Source organism: Candidatus Clostridium helianthi, from assembly GCF_045310795.1.
Taxonomy (GTDB): Bacteria; Bacillota; Clostridia; order Clostridiales; family Clostridiaceae; genus Clostridium; species Clostridium helianthi.
Genome location: NZ_JBJIAB010000002.1, coordinates 105367 through 124440, shown reverse-complemented (window position 1 = coordinate 124440; position 19074 = coordinate 105367). Strand labels below are relative to the sequence as shown.

The 19074-nt window shown below is 30.0% G+C and carries 14 protein-coding genes; 9 read left to right on the top strand and 5 right to left on the bottom strand.

Annotation, left to right across the window (positions count from 1 at the left end; all coding sequences use genetic code 11):
- Positions 1–795 precede the first annotated feature (795 nt).
- Positions 796–2913, top strand: a complete 2118-nt coding sequence (locus ACJDTP_RS02240) for a methyl-accepting chemotaxis protein (RefSeq protein ID WP_406760372.1) — start codon at positions 796–798, stop codon at positions 2911–2913.
- Between the two features lie 217 nt (positions 2914–3130).
- Positions 3131–3991, top strand: coding sequence for a YitT family protein (locus ACJDTP_RS02235; RefSeq protein ID WP_012060924.1), 861 nt, complete (start codon positions 3131–3133; stop codon positions 3989–3991).
- Between the two features lie 375 nt (positions 3992–4366).
- On the opposite strand, the gene ACJDTP_RS02230 is transcribed toward ACJDTP_RS02235, so the two are convergent.
- From ACJDTP_RS02230 to ACJDTP_RS02210, 5 genes are all read right to left on the bottom strand, one after another.
- On the bottom strand, positions 4367–4633 hold the full coding sequence (locus tag ACJDTP_RS02230; RefSeq protein WP_077845128.1) for a hypothetical protein: 267 nt from the start codon (positions 4631–4633) through the stop codon (positions 4367–4369).
- Between the two features lie 124 nt (positions 4634–4757).
- On the bottom strand, positions 4758–4901 hold the full coding sequence (locus ACJDTP_RS02225) for a hypothetical protein (RefSeq protein ID WP_173715054.1): 144 nt from the start codon (positions 4899–4901) through the stop codon (positions 4758–4760).
- A 45-nt stretch (positions 4902–4946) separates the two neighbouring features.
- A complete protein-coding gene (locus ACJDTP_RS02220) occupies positions 4947–5198 on the bottom strand; it encodes a hypothetical protein (RefSeq protein ID WP_077838296.1) in 252 nt (83 codons plus the stop codon).
- Positions 5199–5296: 98 nt separating this feature from the next.
- Complete coding sequence (locus ACJDTP_RS02215; RefSeq protein WP_406760371.1) at positions 5297–5518, bottom strand: hypothetical protein; 222 nt, start codon at positions 5516–5518, stop codon at positions 5297–5299.
- 12 nt (positions 5519–5530) lie between these two features.
- Positions 5531–5797, bottom strand: coding sequence for a hypothetical protein (locus ACJDTP_RS02210; protein ID WP_406760370.1), 267 nt, complete (start codon positions 5795–5797; stop codon positions 5531–5533).
- A gap of 231 nt (positions 5798–6028) precedes the next feature.
- Between ACJDTP_RS02210 and ACJDTP_RS02205 the strand changes: the two genes are divergently transcribed.
- From ACJDTP_RS02205 to ACJDTP_RS02175, 7 genes are all read left to right on the top strand, one after another.
- Complete coding sequence (locus tag ACJDTP_RS02205) at positions 6029–7756, top strand: N-acetylmuramoyl-L-alanine amidase family protein (RefSeq protein ID WP_406760369.1); 1728 nt, start codon at positions 6029–6031, stop codon at positions 7754–7756.
- Positions 7757–8204: 448 nt separating this feature from the next.
- Complete coding sequence (locus ACJDTP_RS02200) at positions 8205–9506, top strand: N-acetylmuramoyl-L-alanine amidase family protein (RefSeq protein ID WP_406760368.1); 1302 nt, start codon at positions 8205–8207, stop codon at positions 9504–9506.
- 164 nt (positions 9507–9670) lie between these two features.
- Positions 9671–10948, top strand: coding sequence for an N-acetylmuramoyl-L-alanine amidase family protein (locus tag ACJDTP_RS02195; RefSeq protein WP_406760367.1), 1278 nt, complete (start codon positions 9671–9673; stop codon positions 10946–10948).
- Positions 10949–11178: 230 nt separating this feature from the next.
- A complete protein-coding gene (locus ACJDTP_RS02190) occupies positions 11179–12732 on the top strand; it encodes an N-acetylmuramoyl-L-alanine amidase family protein (RefSeq protein ID WP_406760366.1) in 1554 nt (517 codons plus the stop codon).
- A gap of 50 nt (positions 12733–12782) precedes the next feature.
- Complete coding sequence (locus ACJDTP_RS02185) at positions 12783–14027, top strand: N-acetylmuramoyl-L-alanine amidase family protein (RefSeq protein ID WP_406760365.1); 1245 nt, start codon at positions 12783–12785, stop codon at positions 14025–14027.
- A 144-nt stretch (positions 14028–14171) separates the two neighbouring features.
- The gene (locus tag ACJDTP_RS02180; protein ID WP_406760364.1) at positions 14172–15386 is read left to right on the top strand and encodes an N-acetylmuramoyl-L-alanine amidase family protein; all 1215 of its coding nucleotides are present in this window, start codon (positions 14172–14174) and stop codon (positions 15384–15386) included.
- Between the two features lie 824 nt (positions 15387–16210).
- Positions 16211–17989, top strand: a complete 1779-nt coding sequence (locus tag ACJDTP_RS02175) for an N-acetylmuramoyl-L-alanine amidase family protein (RefSeq protein ID WP_406760363.1) — start codon at positions 16211–16213, stop codon at positions 17987–17989.
- The last annotated feature ends 1085 nt before the right edge of the window (positions 17990–19074 follow it).

Genomic DNA, 19074 nt, shown 5'->3' with positions numbered 1-19074 from the left:
AGAAAACATTTGAAAATGAGCTACTAAGACTATTAGTTGTAGGTTGTTCCGATTTAGCTTGTCACACTGAAAGTGGGAGCACGCTAAAGTGGTGAAACCTGCAACTTAGAATCTTTAGCGATATTTTCATAGCTTTTCGGAACAAAATATTTATGATTTCGGTAAGCTACCACATGAAATTAGTTTTCCACTAAAGCTAAGTTTTCAGTTGATGATCATATAAACTTAATTTAAAAGTCGTATATATAATATTGTTAGAAACTTAGAGTAAATTAATTTAAGCTGTATAAGATGATTTTATAATTATCTTATACGGCTTTTTGTTTTTTTATAAAAGTATAGAGATTTCCATTCATATATGTTGCAATTCACAATACATATTTCATAATTCACAGTTACGGCTAAAGTTCTTGTAATATTTTTAGAATTATGATGAAGGATTATTTTTGCAATATATATAACTAGCGATTTTAATGATCTAAGCAGTATGAAAAGTTAAGAGTGCCACCATGAAATTGATATTACTTAGTCTAAGTAAATCTATTCATAAAATTAAGTCTAAGACTAACTTTTCTTTAGAATTTTATTAAATATGTAGTTTATTATATAAAAAACATTATAAATGTTGATAATAGCTAGTAATATGTTATAATTTATCAATAATGCATGAAAAATAAGCATAACTTGTAAAAGAATAAGTATATTTATTGTAATAAACATAATTTTTATAGTGTAAAAAATAATTCTAAAACTACTACTTATTTTATAAGAAATATTGATAAGGGGAGAAAATAAATGGGATTGATTAGAAAACAATATGAAAAGACAATGGACAAGCAAACAAATAATAAAGATAAAAATAGCTCTGTGAAAATAAAGAGCATAAAAAGCGAACTCCTAATCACAATGTTATCAATATCCGTTGTACTGACTCTTGGAATTATTTTATGTGTAAGCACTATTTTATCGAAATATTATGATAATGAAATAAATAGTAAGAATGAAATGTTATCTAAGCTTATATCAAAAAATGTTTCTTCTTTTATGGATACGGCATATAAAGTGACAGAAGATCTGGCATATAATTCAGAAGTAAGAGAAGGAAGTAAAGATACAAAGGAAAAAGTACTTAAAGAAACTAAAGACAGAAATCCATATTTTGAATTATTGTATATGCAGGATGAAAAAGGAATGCAGACTGGGAGATCATCAGGGGATCTTGCTGACAGATCAGACAGATGGTGGTTTGCGCAAGCAAAAAGTTCTTTATCATCGTTTGTATCAAAATCATATTACTCAGTTTCTTCTAAGAATCCAGTAACTTCAATATTTGTTCCTTTGGTTGAAGATAACAAGTTTGTTGGAGTAATGGGATCTGATATTAATTTAGAAAAATTGCAGGAAGTAGTAAGTGAATATTCAGATGAAGCATCAGGAAGATATTCTTTCATAATAGATGGAGAGGGTGTTGTTGTTGCACATCCTAATACCGAAGTGATTGAAGAATTATATAATTATAAAAACCAAACTAGAACAACTGGAGTCAAAGAGGGAAATCCTAAGGAAGAACCGATAGAAGTGTCGGATGGGTTAAAAGAAATTATAGCTCAGTTGATGGCTGGGAATGATGGTAGCCTTAAGTATAAAGAAAATGGTCAAAATTACTATGCATCTTATACGAACATAAAATTAGATGGGAATTCATTTAATTGGTCAGTCATAACAGTTCAAAAGGAATCCAGTGCAAAAGCTATTATAAATAAAATAACAAAAATTTCATTAATTGCAGGCTTAATAATATTACTTGCAGCAGCTGCAGTAATCATGTATGTATCGAAAAGAATTTCAATGCCTATAATAGAAATATCAAACTTATTATCTATAGCATCAACTGGTGATTTTACAGTAAAATCTTCTACTAGAGCGAAAAATGAAATTAAATTATTAGGTGAAAGCTTCAATGAGATGATGAGTAAGGTTTCTGCTTTATTAATCAAAACAAAAGATTTGACTCATGATATGAAAGAGAGTTCTGCAATTTTGGCTGAAAAGTCTCAGGAAACAACTAATGTGGCAAGGGATATAAATATTACATCACAAGAAATAGCGCAAGGAGCATCTAATCAAGCTAGTGGAGCAGAAGAGAGTGCAAGACTTGGAGAAGACATGAGGGGAGAATTTAATCAGTTAGAGGAAAAGACTAATCTAATGATTAATGAATCAATCAATTCATCTAAAGCAATTGCAAATGGAATTAACAAGGTTCAAGATTTAAAAGAAAAGGCACAAACAACAATTTCCATTGTAGAAAAAACTCAAGGAAATATAGAAAGCTTAAGTGATAAATCTAAGAATATAGAAAATATACTTGGAGTTTTAAAGGGGATTGCAGAGCAGACTCAGTTACTTGCACTAAATGCATCTATAGAAGCGGCAAGAGCAGGGGAAGCTGGCAAAGGTTTTGCAGTAGTTGCAACAGAGATTCAAAAATTATCACAAAATTCAGCAGTATCAACTAAAAATATAGCAGAGATAATTTTAAATATAAAGCAAGATATATTAAGCAGTGTAAGTGATATGAAAAAAGTAAAAGAAGTATCTATGGATCAATTCGTTTCAGTAAATGAAGTGAATGAAGCCTTTAATAATATTACACAGGCGACTGACACAATAACAACTGCAATAGACTATATGGGAAGCTTTGTTGAAGAAATGCATGACAAAAATGAACAAGTGGTTAATTCAATTAATAATATTGCAGCAATATCAGAAGAAACAGCAGCATGCTCAGAGGAAGTAACGGCATCAATTCAAACTCAAACGGAAGCTATTTTAGAAGTATCACAGGAAGTGGAAAAATTGAAAGAAAAAGCTGAGCGTTTAGAAATGGAAGTTGATAAGTTTAAAATTTAATAAATTCTCAATGTAAATAGATATCATGTTACTATTTTGGTAGTAATATTGATATTTATTTGCTATATCACATAAATTATTAATAATTACTTGATAAATAGTAAAAACTTTTTGTAGAAACTGTAAAAAATCTGTTGAAAATACTAAAGATTGAATATAGAATAATATCTGAAAAATGAAATGAAACCCAAATAACCATTTTGCAAGGAGTATACAAATGAGTTTATATTATAAGTTGAAGCATAATATAGTTGATGTGTTTTTCATATTTTTAGGCTGCATGATTGCATCGTTAGGGGTAAATCTATTTTTAGTACATGCAAAACTTTTAAGTGGTGGTGCCACTGGTATTGCACTGATTTTAGAGTACACTCTTAAAGTTCCATCTGGAGTAGTAATCTTAATAATTAATTTACCACTACTTGTATTGAGTTATAAAAAACTCGATAGATCATTTACGATTTATACAACAATAGGGATGCTTAGTCTTTCAGCTTCTCTGCTTATAACAAAACCACTTTCACGCCTAATTGATATGAATGGTGATTTACTTATCTTTTGTATATATGGTGGGGTTTTATGTGGTATTGGCTATGGAATGGTATTTTTAAGACATGGTTCCACAGGAGGAACAGATATTATAACCATGCTTATTAGAAAAAAATATTCGAATTTTAATATAGGAAGTTTGGGATTTTCTCTAAACTTGATAATAGTTATTATAGGAGCATTAATATTTGGTATTCCACAAGCATTGTATACTCTTATTTCTTTGTTCATTCAAAGTACAGTTCTTGACAGAGTATTAAAAGGATTTAGCAGTAAAAAACTTCTTCTTATTCTAACAAGAAAAGAAAAGGAAATTATTGATTATGTAATAAAAGATCTTAACCGTGGAGTTACATCTTTGTTTGCTGAAGGTGAGTATACTCATGATAAAAAGAAAATGCTTTACTGTATTGTAAGCTCACACCAAATGGTTGAACTAAAGAGCATTGTGCATCAGATAGATCCAGGAGCTTTTATAACAATTATTGATATATCTGAAGTTAGAGGTAAGGGCTTTTTGACAATTTAAAATAGTTTAAATGGTCATAGGATTTAAAATAAATTTTTATTTAATGTCTAAACATTTTAAAATACGTTCACTTTTTAAGTGGTATATATATTTGAAAAATAATTCTTCATCATAATTTTTAAAACATTGCAAGAATATTAGCCGTAATTGTGAAATGTGCATTGTGAATTGCAATATATATAACATGAAAGTCCACCATAAAAATTTAATTTATGGTGGACTTTTTGGAAATAAGCACTAAATTAAAATGATAAACTTTAGTGCCTGAGTATTATGGGGTACGAATATTATTCTTACCAACAGCGGGAAATTTATTCAAAAATATATTAAATTTTTTGCAGTACTTATTGTTGGATTTGTTATAAGTATTTAAAACTAATCATCTCCATCGATTTCATAGTTATCAGGAGAAAGCATATCTTGTGTATAATCAAATTCTTGATTGGCTATATTATTTACAACAATAGGATCAACCGCTGGATTAGGCATATTTACAGGGAAATCCACACCAGTTGCACTTTCAACATCATCTCTACTTGGATGATAATTAGTTCTCATTTTTGGCAAGTAGGAATTAGTAAAGTCTTTTTTACTATCATCTCTTACATCAGAAGTATGAGATACTTTCTTTTCTTTACTCATATAAAATCACTCCTAACTTAATTATTTTTATTATATATGTTCTAAAAGCTCCAATTCATCGGAATTTATCTTAAACTAAATAAATTTTACATTTGAGTTCATGGTGTAATATCTTTGTTTAAGCTTAAGAATTTCTTTTATGTGAATCAGCATTTTTGTTATCATTTTTATTACTAGAATTTTTTGATTCTGGTGAAAAAATATAACTTAAATCTGGAGCAGGAACATCTTCTGGAGTTGGAACATATGGATATTTACCTTTACTCATATAGAATCACTCCTAATCTCATTAAACTATCTCATCTTAAATTATTTATATTAAATCGCTATATTTAGATTCATCAGAATCGCCATCAGCATTTAAATCAATAAGCTCTGTATCTAGATTAGTTCTAGATATATTTGCATTATTTAAACTTTTAGCATTTCTTTCACCTGAATCAGTAGTCTTTCCTACATTTTCAGAATCAGAAGCCTTTGATTTTGGTGAACTTTCCTTACTATACTCTTCCATTGGATAATCATCGCCAGGGTTTATACTAAATGGAATTTTTGATTGACTCATAAAAATCACTCCTATCTTTTGTTTAATATTATTTACAATATAAATATAGATTTGGAACAGACGTTAACTTGCTATAGATAAAGTTATATTCATGCTATTTAAATTAGTGATTTGGGTTCGACTGGTTCAGGATGCGCCAATCCATTAGCATCTTCAATGCTTTTTTCACTTGGAGCATGGTCAGCTTTCGAATCTGGAAGATACATACTTTTTATTTTTTTTAGTTCAGAATCATTTGGGTCTGATGGATGTGAATCAGTTAATTCTTCTCCAGAATAATATTTTTCATTCTCATTAGATGGCACTTTTTCTTTACTCATTAATAATCACTCCTAACTTCTCAAAATATTATGGTTTTTATATTCAAAAGCATCTTCGTGATTCATAGCAATAGGTCCTGTTACTGGATGCGGTTTAGAAGATGTTGAACTCGTTATGTTTTTATTAGGACCGTCAGTTGAAAGGGCATCTAAACTTCTAGTTGGTGCAATGTTATCTCGTCCTTCTTGCCTATTAGAAGATTCAGGCCTTGTACCAGATAACTTCTCAACGTCATAATCTCCTGGAGTAGGACTATATGGTGTTCTTTCTTTGCTCATTGTAATCACTCCTCACATATTAATTTTGAGATATATTTATAGTACATAATGTCTAAAATTTTGCGATAACTAAAGTAAATAAAACTTAGTTATATCTTATTATCTGAAAAAAGAGTCGTATTAATGCTAGAAATATTTAGATTTTATATAAAAAACATGGTAAAATTATGTTGAGTGATTTTTTTTGTTATTTTTAAAAAATTCACTTTATAATGGATGGGGAGGAATTTTATGAATAAAAATATAAAAAGAATAATTGCGATTACAGTTGCTGTCAATACAATTTCAACAATTTCACCTACGACATTAAATACATATTTTGTAGGAGCAAAACCTGTTTATGCATCTTCATATTCTCCAGATGATGAACAATTAAAAACATTAAAGGTAAAATCTTTAGATGGAGAAACTCTTGATTTACGTGATGGATATAATGGGGATACAGTAAAATTAAGTGATGAAACAGAATACTATACAAAGCTTACCGGTGATAGTGATGGAATCAAAATAACGGCTGAGGCTAAAGATAATGATTATGTAGTTAAGATTTTTACATCTGATGCAGAAAATGCTACAGCTTATGATCCTGGAGATGAAATCTTACTTGGAAAAGGTGATACAACTTTATATATAAGAACTTATAAGTCTAAGTCAGCATTTAATAAAGTAAAGAATAATGTATCAAATTGTGAAGAAGAATATACGCTAAATGTAAGAAAAACTACGGAAAGCTCTTATGAGGATGATTCTCAAGATTCGATATATTTAGATAAGATTGATTTAAGTAAAGGAAATATAGATTTCTTAAAAGGGAAAACAAGCTATGATATAAAAGTTGATGAAAATGTTGATAGTATGTGGATTAAAGCAATCCCTGAGAGTAATAGCGACAGAGTTAGAATAAATGGATCTTTAGTAGATTCTAGCGATAATTATAAAGAAACTGTATCTTTAGATAAAGGTAAAAATGAGATCAAAATAAAAGTTACAGATAGTAAGGATAATCAAAGAACATATACATTAAATGTTACTAGAGGAGACGATTCTGATAACGAAGATGATATATATTTAGATCATATAACTTTAAGTGAAGGCGATATTGACTTTTCTAAAGATGATAACTCATACAACGTTGATTTAGATGAGTCTGTAAGTAAAATAACTATAGGTGCAGAGCCAGAAGATAGCGATTATTCAGTTACAATTGATGGAGATGAAGTGAGATCAAGTGATGACTATGAAAAAAAAGTAGCATTAGATAAAGGGAAAAATGTCATAAAGGTAAATGTTGAAGATGAGTTAAATGATAAAAAGAGAACTTATACTTTGACTATAAATAGAGGGAAGGAAACAGACGACAGCAAGGACAATAATACTGGGGATACATCAGATAAAAAATCACAATGGGTTCAAACCAATGATGGTTGGAAGTATTATGATGAAAATGGAAAAGTATTAAAAAGCTCATGGCTTTATGATAAAGATCAAAAAGTATACTGTTATTTAGATAAAGATGGTCTAAGAGTTACAGGATGGCATAAAGATAATGAAAAATGGTACTTGCTAGATAGTAAAGGAGCAATGCTTACAGGCTGGCAAAAAGATAATGAAAAGTGGTATTTATTAGGGACTGATGGAGCAATGATTACAGGCTGGTATAAAGAAACAGTAGATAATCAAAATAATAATACTAACGCATCAACAAAGTCAGGAGATAATGATACTAAAAAAGTTGATAATTGGTATTATTTAAATCCAGATGGCTCAATGAGGACAGGCTGGCTGTTGTATGGTGATACCTGGTACTTCTTTAATGCAGATGGAACAATGCAAAAAGGATGGTTGATTGACTATAATTCAAAATACTATTTAGCTGAAGATGGTAGCATGGCAACTGGAACAAGAACTATTAATGGAAAAGAGTATAAATTCAATAATAGTGGAGCTTTAATACTTTAGAAAAATAGTATAAACATTAATTTAATTTTTAGATTAAGTTACTAATAATAAAACAAGAACTCGCTTTGTTTTCATAAGTGAGTTCTTGTTTTATGAATTAAATGATTATCTAACCTAAAGATAAAATTAAGTTTTCAATTACTAATATATATTGCAAAAATAATTCTTCATTAGAAATCTAAAAATATTGCAATAATTCTAGCTGGAATTATGAAATGTGCATTTTGAATTGCAACATATATAAGTTAATTATTTATAAAAAATTAATATTTATATAATAGAATTTTTAGAACTATGTAGTATACTTGGAATAGTATAGGATTATAGTTCTATATTTATAATTAAATTAAGTTATGTTATTATAACTACATAATGTTTATTTATATAATAAGTAAGTTATGTAAAGGTAAATAGATTAATTTTATAAATAAAAGTAAGGAGGAAGTTTATGCATAAAAAAATTAAATATATAATTGCAGCGACTCTTGTGGTTGCAGCTGTCTCAGGTTTTGCACCAAGTAACAATTTTGTATTAGGAAGCGTTGAAGCTTATGCATCAACATATAATGATGCTAGTAATGGAGAATTAAAATCGTTAGATTTGACTTGGGGAAGCGGAAGCAAGATTAAATTACTTGATAGTTATTCTGGAGATGAAGTAGATTTATCAAGCGATACTGACTATTATGTACAGCTTAAAGGTATAAGTGACTTTAATATAGCTGCAGAAGTAAAAGGAAGCGGATATGTAGTTAAGATGTTCACTTCATCAAGCAGATCTGAAAAAGGTGAAGATGTTGGACAAGATGTTAACATTGGCTCAGGCTATAAAGATATCTATCTAAGAACATATAAAAGTGAGGAAGCATATAAGGAAGCTTATAATGACGGAGATGTAAGTGATTGTGAAAAGACTTACATTATTCATGCAAGAAAAGAAAGTAGTACATCAGAAACAGAAGAAGATAGAGAATATGCTTATTTAGATGGAATTAACATAAGTGATGGAAGTGTTGATTTTTCAAAAAATAAAACTTCTTATGATGTGAATGTTGGTGAAGATGTTGATAAATTAACTGTTAGAGCTAACCCAGACGATGATGATGATTATATAGAAATTAACGGAAACTCAGTATATAAAGATGATAATTTCGAAAAGACAGTTAATTTAGATAAAGGAAATAATACTATAACAATATATGTTGAGCATGAGGATGAAGATACAACTTATACTTTGAATGTATATAGAGGTAAATCAGCAAATAAAACTGATTCTTCAAACGGCCAAAACTTTGCAATTCAAACTCAAGAAGGCAGCCTTAATGCATGGCAAAGAGTAGATGGAAAATGGAGATATGTAGATGGTACAGGCTCAGTTTTAAAAAATAAGTGGTGGTTTGATAAGGATACTGGAAAGAATTATTATTTAGGACAAGATGGCTTTAGGACCACAGGATGGTTTAGTGATAATAACAACTGGTATTATTTCAACGAGAACGGTGAAATGCAGACAGGATGGGTAAATACAAATAAAAATTGGTATTATCTAAATAAAAGTGGAGCCATGCAAATGGGATGGTTAGAAGATTCAACTGGAAACTGGTACTATCTTGATGGTAGTGGAGCTATGGAGACAGGATGGATTGAAGATTCAAACGGGAAATGGTATTACTTAGATTCTACAGGTAAAATGATAAAAGATTCTGTAATAGGTGCGTATAAATTAGGCACTGATGGATCATTAGAATAAGAATAATTCTTTAAATAAATTGTAAACTTGGATGTGTCAAGTGCACAATAATGAATTAAGTGGTAAAATAATTATAATATGTAATTAAAGCACAATCAAAAAATAATAGACCAGTATGGATACCTATTATTTATTTGGCGTGCTTAAAGTGGAGGGAGAACATTATGAATAAAAATTTGAAGAAAATAGTTGCAATTGCATTAGCAATAGGAACTATCTCAGCAGTAGCGCCTGCAACAAATATAAATTTTTTAACTACAAAAGCTTATGCATCATCAGATGATGACACAAATGATGAAACTGAACTTGACAGCTTACAATTGCTTACTGAAAGTGGAAGCAAAATAAAGCTTTATGAAAGTAGTAGCTATGACAGTGATGAGAAAGTTGATGCAGATGACGTAGAAGATGGTGAGACATATTATGCTAAGACCTCATCAGATACTATAAGTATAGATATAGACGGACCAAGTTCAAAATATGTTAGAGTTTTTAAGGGAACTTCTGATTCAACTAAAGGTAAAAAAATAAGCAGTGATATAAGTTTAGATGGAGATTCAACTACTACTCTTACTGTAAGAGTATATGATGAAGAACCAGATGACGATATAAGATATGAAGATGAAGATTATTCAAGTGAATATAAGATAAAGGTTAAATGTACGGCTGATTCTGATGACAGTTCAGATGATGAAGATTCTGAGGATAGTTCAGATGATTACGATGATATCTACCTAGATAGACTTAGTGTAGACGGTCAAACTATTAGTTTATCAAAATCAAAAGTTGAATACACTTATAATGTAAGCAGCGATACAGATGAAGTAACAATTAAAGCAACTCCAGAAGAAGATGATTATGACGTTACAATCGATGGTGACAGTGTAGATGAAGATGATAAGTACAAATCAGATGTAGATTTGGATAAAGGTGAAAATAAAATCAAAATTGAACTTGAAGATGGTGATGATGAAAGAGTATATACATTAATTATAAACAGAGGTGGCACATCATCAACTACAGGAAGTACATCAAATACAGCTTCGGGTTCACCAAGTGATGCAACTGATGTTGTAGCAACTGTTACAAATAAATGGGTACAAGTTGGCGGAAACTGGCAATATAAAGATGCAACAGGAAATACAGTGAAAAATACATGGGTTCAAAATTACTTTGTACAAGCTGATGGAAATATGGCTACTGGGTGGTTGAATTATAGTGGAAAGTGGTACTATCTAGGTTCTGATGGAGCAAGAAAAACAGGATGGCAACAAGCAGGTGGAAAATGGTACTACCTAGACTCAGAAGGTGCAATGCAAACTGGATGGGTTAGAGATTTAGGTAGTGGAAAGTATTATTATTTAAATAGCGATGGATCTATGGCTTATAATACAATGATTGGTAAATATAAGTTAGGATCAGATGGAGCTTGGATTAACTAAGAATATAAATATTATAATAACTAAAAAAGCAAAAGAACGTTTATTTAATAGACGTTTCTTTTGCTTTAAATAAATATATTCAAAAGCTGCAAATGTATTTACAATATTTTATATTGATGGTAATATTACTAAAAAACTCAAAAAGCCTACTTTAATTGCTAATCCTGATATATAATTAATTAAGGATGTATTTACTAATTAAATATATAAGTAGAAACGGGGGAAATAAAATGAAGAAAAATATGATTAAAATAGTTTCAATAGCATTAGCTCTTGGAATTATTTCAGCAGCAGCACCTGCTACAAATATAAATGTATTGACTACAAAAGCTTATGCAGCAACTGATAACGATGATGATTATTTAGATCGTCTGGAATTAAATGATGAAGATGGGAATAACATAAAACTATATAGTGATAGTGATTATGACAGCAAAGTAAATGCTAGTGATGTAGAACGAGGAGAGACTTATTACGCAAAAACTTCATCAGATACTGTAAGCATAAAAATTGATGGTCCTGATGAAAAATATGTTAGAGTATTCAATGGAACATCGTCTTCTTCAAAAGGAAAAGAGGTAGGGGAGGATGTTGATTTATCAGATGATTCTGCAACTACGACTCTTACAATAAAGGTATATGCCAAAGAACCAGATGATGATATGAGATACAAAGATAATGATGATTATAATGTCTTAAGTACATATAGGATTAAAGTAGAGAACCCAAATTATAATCAAAATAAGGATAAGGATAATATCTATTTAGAAAGACTCAGCGTAAATAATAATAAGGTCCAGTTATCAAAATCTGAATTAACGTATACTTATAATGTTGCTAGTGATGTAAAAAGAGTAACAATTAAAGCAACACCAGAAGATGATGATTATGATGTTACTATTGATAATAAAAATGTTCAAAGTGCCGATAACTATAAAAAGGAAGTAGATTTAGATGAAGGCACAAATGAGTTTGAAATAGAGCTTGAAGATGGTGATAAAGATAGAGTATATACTTTGGTAATAAATAGAGGAACCCCTTCATCAAATGGTACAAGCTCGCAAGATACAGCGGAACCAGAACATCAGGATAGTATTTATCTAGATAAACTAAGTATTGATGGCAGACTTTTCTCATTATCACAATCACAAGTAAATTATAGTTCTAATGTTCCTAGTGATGTAAATAAAGTTACAATTAAAGCCGAACCAGAAAAAGATTTTTATACAGTTAAGGTTAATGGTGATGAAGTATTTGATGATGATGATTATAAGACAACAGTTAATCTAAAAGATGGCGAAAATAAAATTAAAGTAGACGTTAAAAATGAAAATAGTGGTGAAGAAAGAGTTTACACTTTGACTGTGATCAGGGGGAGTGTGACTTCAACACAAAGTCAAAGTAATGCCACTGGAGGAGAAACTAATGCTAATAAATGGGTGCAAGTAAATGGATCATGGAAGTATAATGATGCATCAGGAAATTTCGTTAAGAATACTTGGGTAGGAAATTATTACTTACTTGATAACGGAAATATGGCTACTGGATGGTTAAATTATAACGGAAGCTGGTACTACTTAGGAAGTGATGGAGCTAGAAAAACAGGATGGCAGTTAGTAGATGGAGTTTGGTATTATCTAGACTCACAAGGTAAGATACAAACAGGATGGATTAAAGATTCAAATGGAAAGTATTATTACTTAAATAGCAATGGTGCCATGGCATATAATACAACAGTAGGCGGATATAGACTGGGGTATGATGGTGCTTGGATACAAAAATAGAAATCATCAGATTAGAATGGTTATGCATAATAAAAATGGAGGGATAGACTATGAGTAAAAACATAAAGAGAGTGATTGCAATTGTACTAGCCATAGGAACAATTTCAGTGATAACACCAGTTTCAAAAATAAATTTATTAACTACAAGGGCTTATGCTTCATCCACTAATGATAAAGGCACACTAGAGAGTTTATCATTAGATGATAGTGATGGTAATAATGTAAAACTGTATGATGATAATGACTACAAGAATAGAGTTAAGGAAAAAGATATCCATGAAGATGAAATATATTATGCTAAAACTTCATCAAAAACTGTGAGTGTAGATATAAGCGGGCCAGATGATAATTTTGTCAGAGTATTTAGAGATAATTCAGATTCTACTAAAGGTAAAGAAGTAGGAGATGATATTCAGTTAACAGATAAATCGGTTGTTACTGATCTTATTATAAAGGTATATGGGAAAGATCTAGATGGTGAAAGTGTAAGAAATAATAAACATGATGATGATGAGTATGATCTTAAAAGTACATATGAGGTTAAGGTAAGGCACGTAAAAGAAGATGATGAAGATAAAACGGATTTTGATGATATTTATTTGGAGAGACTTAGTATAGCTGGAAGTACTATAAATTTATCAAATTCAATAACTAAGTATACTTATAATGTAGATAGTAATGTAAACCAAGTAGCAATTAAAGCAACACCAGAAAATGATAACTACGATGTTACTATTGATGGTGAAGATGCTGATTATGATGATAATTATAAGAGGACTGTTAACTTGGAAAAGGGTCAAAATATCATAAAAGTAGAAATTGAACATAATAATAAAGATAGAGTATATACTTTAATTATAAATAGAGGAAATGTTTCTTCAAGTAATACAAACAATAGCTCAACTAATACTAATACAAATACAGGAAGTAAAGATGTTAAAGCTAATAAATGGGTACAAACAAATGGAATATGGCAGTATAATGATGCAGAAGGAAAAGTAGTAAAGAATAGCTGGATACAAAATTATTATTTAAACTCTGATGGAAATATGGTTACAGGATGGTTAAATCTTAATGGAAGCTGGTATTACTTTGGAACAGATGGAGCTAAGAAAGTTGGATGGCAACAATCAAGTGGAAAATGGTATTATCTAGATTCAGAAGGAAGAATGCAGACTGGATGGGTAAAAGATAGGAACGGAAAATATTATTATTTAAATAGCGATGGGTCTATGGCTTATAACACTAAAATTGGTGTATACAGATTAGGCGCTGATGGGGCTTGGATTAAATAAATTTAATTTTAATCAGGTTAAAAATAAAGAACGCTTATGAAATAGGCGTTCTTTGTATTATTTTATATAAGGCATAATAAAATAATAACTATGGTATTTTGAACTTGTTATTTTATTTCATATGCCTAAAAGGAGAGAGAATATATGAACAAAAATTTGAAAAAAATAATAGCCATAATATTAGCGGTAAATACTGTTAGTACAATTGCACCAGCAGCTAATTTGGGTCTGCTAACCACTAAAGCTTATGCAGCTAATAAAATAACTAATTTAAAAGTAGAAGATTCAAACGGAGATAATATGTCTCTTTATAGTGAGAGTGATTGTACAGATAAGCATAGGGTAGACAGTGATGATGTGCAGCCTGGAAAGACTTACTATACTAGAAGGACTTCAGCAGATGAAATAAAGATAGATGCAGATGGAGTTGATTCAGATAATATAAGGGTATTTGAAGAAGCATCATCAGATACTGAAGGAAAAGATATTGGAGAGGATGTTGACTTATCATCTGGAACAAATGTTATTACCGTAAGAGTATATAACGGGGACCCAGGAACAGTAAAATATAGCGATAAGTCTTATGTAAATGAATATAAGATTAGAGTAAAATACTCCGAATCAAATGATGATGACGATGAAGATTCAGATAATGTATACTTAAGCAGTATTACGTTAATGGGAGGGAATATAGATTTCTCAAAAAAAGTTTATAATTATGATGTGCAAGTTCCAGAAGATTTAAGTAAAATTACAATACGTGCAAGGCCTGATTGCGATAGCGGTAAATATGATGATTATAAGGTAAAAATAAATGGAGTAAAAGTTGATAAAGAGGATAAATTTAAGGATGATGTATCCTTAAATAAAGGGAAGAATGTAATAGATATAAAAGTTGAAGATGATGATGATAATGAAAGAGTATACACTTTAAATATTACTAGAGGTAAAGATAATTCAAATAATAATTCTAAAAGCAGTGAACAAGAAGAAGTTAAAACAAGTCAATGGGTTCAAGTTAATGGAAAATGGCAATACAAAGATTCAACAGGCAACTCAGTAAAAAATACTTGGGTACAAAACTATTTTGTACAAGCCGATGGGAATATGGCGACAGGTTGGCTGAATAATAATGGAAAGTGGTACTATCTAGGCGATGATGGGGCTAGAAAAATAGGGTGGCAGTTAGTAAATGGAAATTGGTATTACTTAGATTCAGAAGGAATAATGCAGATTGGATGGATTAAAGACATAAATAATGGTAAATATTATTATCTAAATAATGATGGATCTATGGCATATAACACAACAATTGGCGAATATAAATTAGGATCAGATGGAGCTTGGTACAATAGATAATTAGGAAGAAAATTTTGAATTAGTAGATAGTGTTGCGTAGTGAGAATCCTAGCCGAAATTGGATACATATTTGTTCCATAGGACTATGAAAATTTCGCTGAAAGGTTCTAAATGGCAGGTTGTGCCCATTACTGCATGTTCCCACTTTCAGTGTGACAAGCATTGAATGGAACAACCTCCCATTAAGAACCTAAGCAGCTTATTTTCAAATGCCTATTTTACAAATATGTATCCAATTTCTCTGTTGTGATATTTCAAATTCTCAATATTGAACATTATATGGATAAACGGTATGTAATTAATAATGAAAAAATTAAATTTATAAGAAAAAAGGTACCAAAATGAATTTAAGTAGTTGTATTGTATAATGAAAGTTTATTTGGGTAGTTATAGAAGGTATTCATTTAAAATGAATTATACCCAAGTAGATCAAAATTATAAAAATAGAACTATATAAAACTTAATAATACAATTTTAGTTGAATATATTAGTTAACTTAGAATTTAATGAATTTATTTTCTAATATTGACTAAAAAAATATATTTATATATTTTTTAAAAAAAGTACCCAAAGTGAATTTTGGCATTGTATTATTTAGTGATATTACAGTAAATACTAGGAAGAACAGTAAATTATGAAAGTTAATAGCATTTTATGTACAAGCATTATGTAATGTGGTATCATGTTATAGTTAATGTAAATATGTAATAAATTACATGTAATTTATACAGGAATATACATTAGTAGTTATTATATAACTTTACATAGTTGTACAATAATGCTATAATTTATCTGAATTTTAAAATTTAGGAGGAAAAGAAATTATGTTTAAAAGAGCAAACAAAATTACATCTTTATTAGTAGCTGCTGCTTCAGTTATGGCTTTAGTACCTGCTTATGCTGCAGACGTAAAGAAAGTTGATTCAGAAGATGGTACTGTATACAATGCAGTAGCATACAAAGATGGTAAATTCTTTGTTGATGGAGAAATCAATAGTGATGAAGAAGCTTACTATGTAGCTGACGGAAAATTCAACAAATTAGAAGATGTTGATTCAGGAGATGAAGCAGTTCTATTTGGAGAAAAATACTTGGACGTATCAGATGGAGATTACACTGTTGATTTAGATAAAGGTAGTGTAAATGATGATGACGTTAAAGGTGATACAGCAGACGATGCTGCTGCAGCTTTAAGAAAGAAAATCAAAGATGATACAGATGATAGATATTTAGAAAGTGATGCAGAAGGCGTTAAAAATGAAGATGCTCTTGCTATAATCGGAGGAGCAAAATATGATAAGCCTTGGTATGCTACAACATACAAAGCTTCTGCAAAGGCTGTAGCTGACAAGGTTAATGGAATAAATACATTAGCATCAGACAAGCAAGTTTTCAATGTTTATACTGATACAAATGGTGCTTACATTGATGCAGATTATAACTTAGGAAAAGTAAAAGTTACAACAACTGCTGATAATGTTAAAAAAGAAGTTACTGTAGAAAACACAAATGATACTTATGATGCAGCTGGTACTGGTAGCACAGGAAAAGACCAAGTAAGTGCAAGTGTTACACAAACTGCTGTTTTAACACAAGATAAGGATAGCATCTACAGACTTGTAGAAGTAACTGTTAAGACAGGTCATGGTGTTATAACAGAAATTAATGGCGTAGATTTATCTAAAATTGGCGCTAAAACAGTATTTACTGGTGCAGGTACTGCTGAAGTAACATTCCCAGCTATTCAAAAAATATCAAAAGCACAAGCTTCTGGTGATGTTGATGGAGCTAAATATGCTAAAACAGTAACTACTTATGCTTTATCTAATGACTCAGGAAATGAATTAGATCAACAAGGTTTATTCATAAGCGCTCCTGCTACAACTAAGTATACTGTAGCTAATGGAAAACTTATAGCTTACAATGCTGATGGTAATGCTAAAAAAGTAACTGTTGATGCATATACATTAAAGACAAAAGGTGGATACTACTACGCTGATGAAGAAGATAAGAGTTCAGAAGATTGCGAAGTAAGTGCTCAAGATAAAACTACACCAGCTGTTCAAACAGACGTTGACGGAAATCTTTGGAGATTAGATGGTGGATATATCTACAAATTCGATAACACTGATGATTGGGATAAAGTTTACAAAGTAGATGGATCTTTCGATGAATTATCAGTTTACGACAAAGATAACATGGTTGCTTGGAGCGAAGATGATGATGTATATTCATTAATCGGAGGAAAATCAGCTGATGATAATAAAGATGATGATCAAGGAACAACTACTCCTGTAACTAAAGCAGGTTGGAATCAAACTGCAGCAGGATGGACTTACACTAAAGCTGATGGAACTAAAGCTACTGGATGGTTACAAGACGGTGGTGCTTGGTACTACTTAAAAGCTGATGGTACAATGGCTACAGGTTGGGTTCAAGATGGAGCAACTTGGTACTACTTAAACGGATCAGGTGCTATGCAAACTGGTTGGTTAAATGACAACGGAACTTGGTACTACTTAAATGGATCAGGTGCTATGTTAGCTAACACAACTACTCCTGATGGATACTATGTAGGAGCTAATGGAGCTTGGGTTAGATAGTTTTAATCTAAACTTATTAGATAAATAAAAAAGGACAAGGCTTAGCCTTGTTCTTTTTTTATTTATAACATATATTATATAATGAATTTACATTTGAAACTCTAATGGATTAAGTCTCAATTAAGGTTAGAAAGTAAAAAGTTAATTGTGATATATTAGAGAGAATAAAAGGATTTTATGACAATAAACACAGGGTAAGATATGATATAACAAATAGGGCTAAATCCTGTTTAGAGAATAGATAATTTAATTCACTTATATTGTGTTCATGCCCATCCAGATATATTAAAATAGCTTCTTTAGAGTTTTAGGATTAGGATATATATTTTGTCTATATTTATATTAGTATCAGCCTTGTTTTGCAATGTTGTAAATCCAGAGTCGCTATTATCGGGTAATTTATTTAAGAAATCCAGCTATATCATAGTTAACTTGAATAAATTAATAGGCCTTAGTAGTGAATTATACAATGACCATTTTTAGACTTACTTTCAAGTCATAAAACCACTCTTAGATGTCCTATCAATAATATTTATTGTTTTGTAATAATAAAATTTCACTGTAATTATTTTGTATTAGTTTATTTTATATAAATGTTCTTATTAAGTTTTTATCTTTCTTTCCTGTTAATATTTTTGTGTTTTTATGTAATTCTATTGGCAAGCAAGTATTTTAATATCCAATAAGCTATGGTAAGTATAATTGCATAAGATTATAATACAAACATCGTAGTATGCTGGAACCTATCATCTTTAAGTTAACAACTAACATTGTAAATTAGAGAATGGACGAATTTGTGTGTTATTTTCATTAAATTCAATTGATAAACTTCTTATGCATTGGAAGCTAAGAGTTCTAATTTATGAAAAAAGACTGTATTAATGATTTTATAAATAGTGATCGAGTATTGGTAAGATACATTTTAATATATTCTCTTTAAAGTATTATTTGCTACATCTACTATATATAATTTGCATTCAATAATTTAGCTCTAAAGAGAATAAGGATGGACATATATTTCTATATTTAAGTACTATTCTTAAATAAAATTTATTTGACATTTGTATATTTCTTAGTTATATATT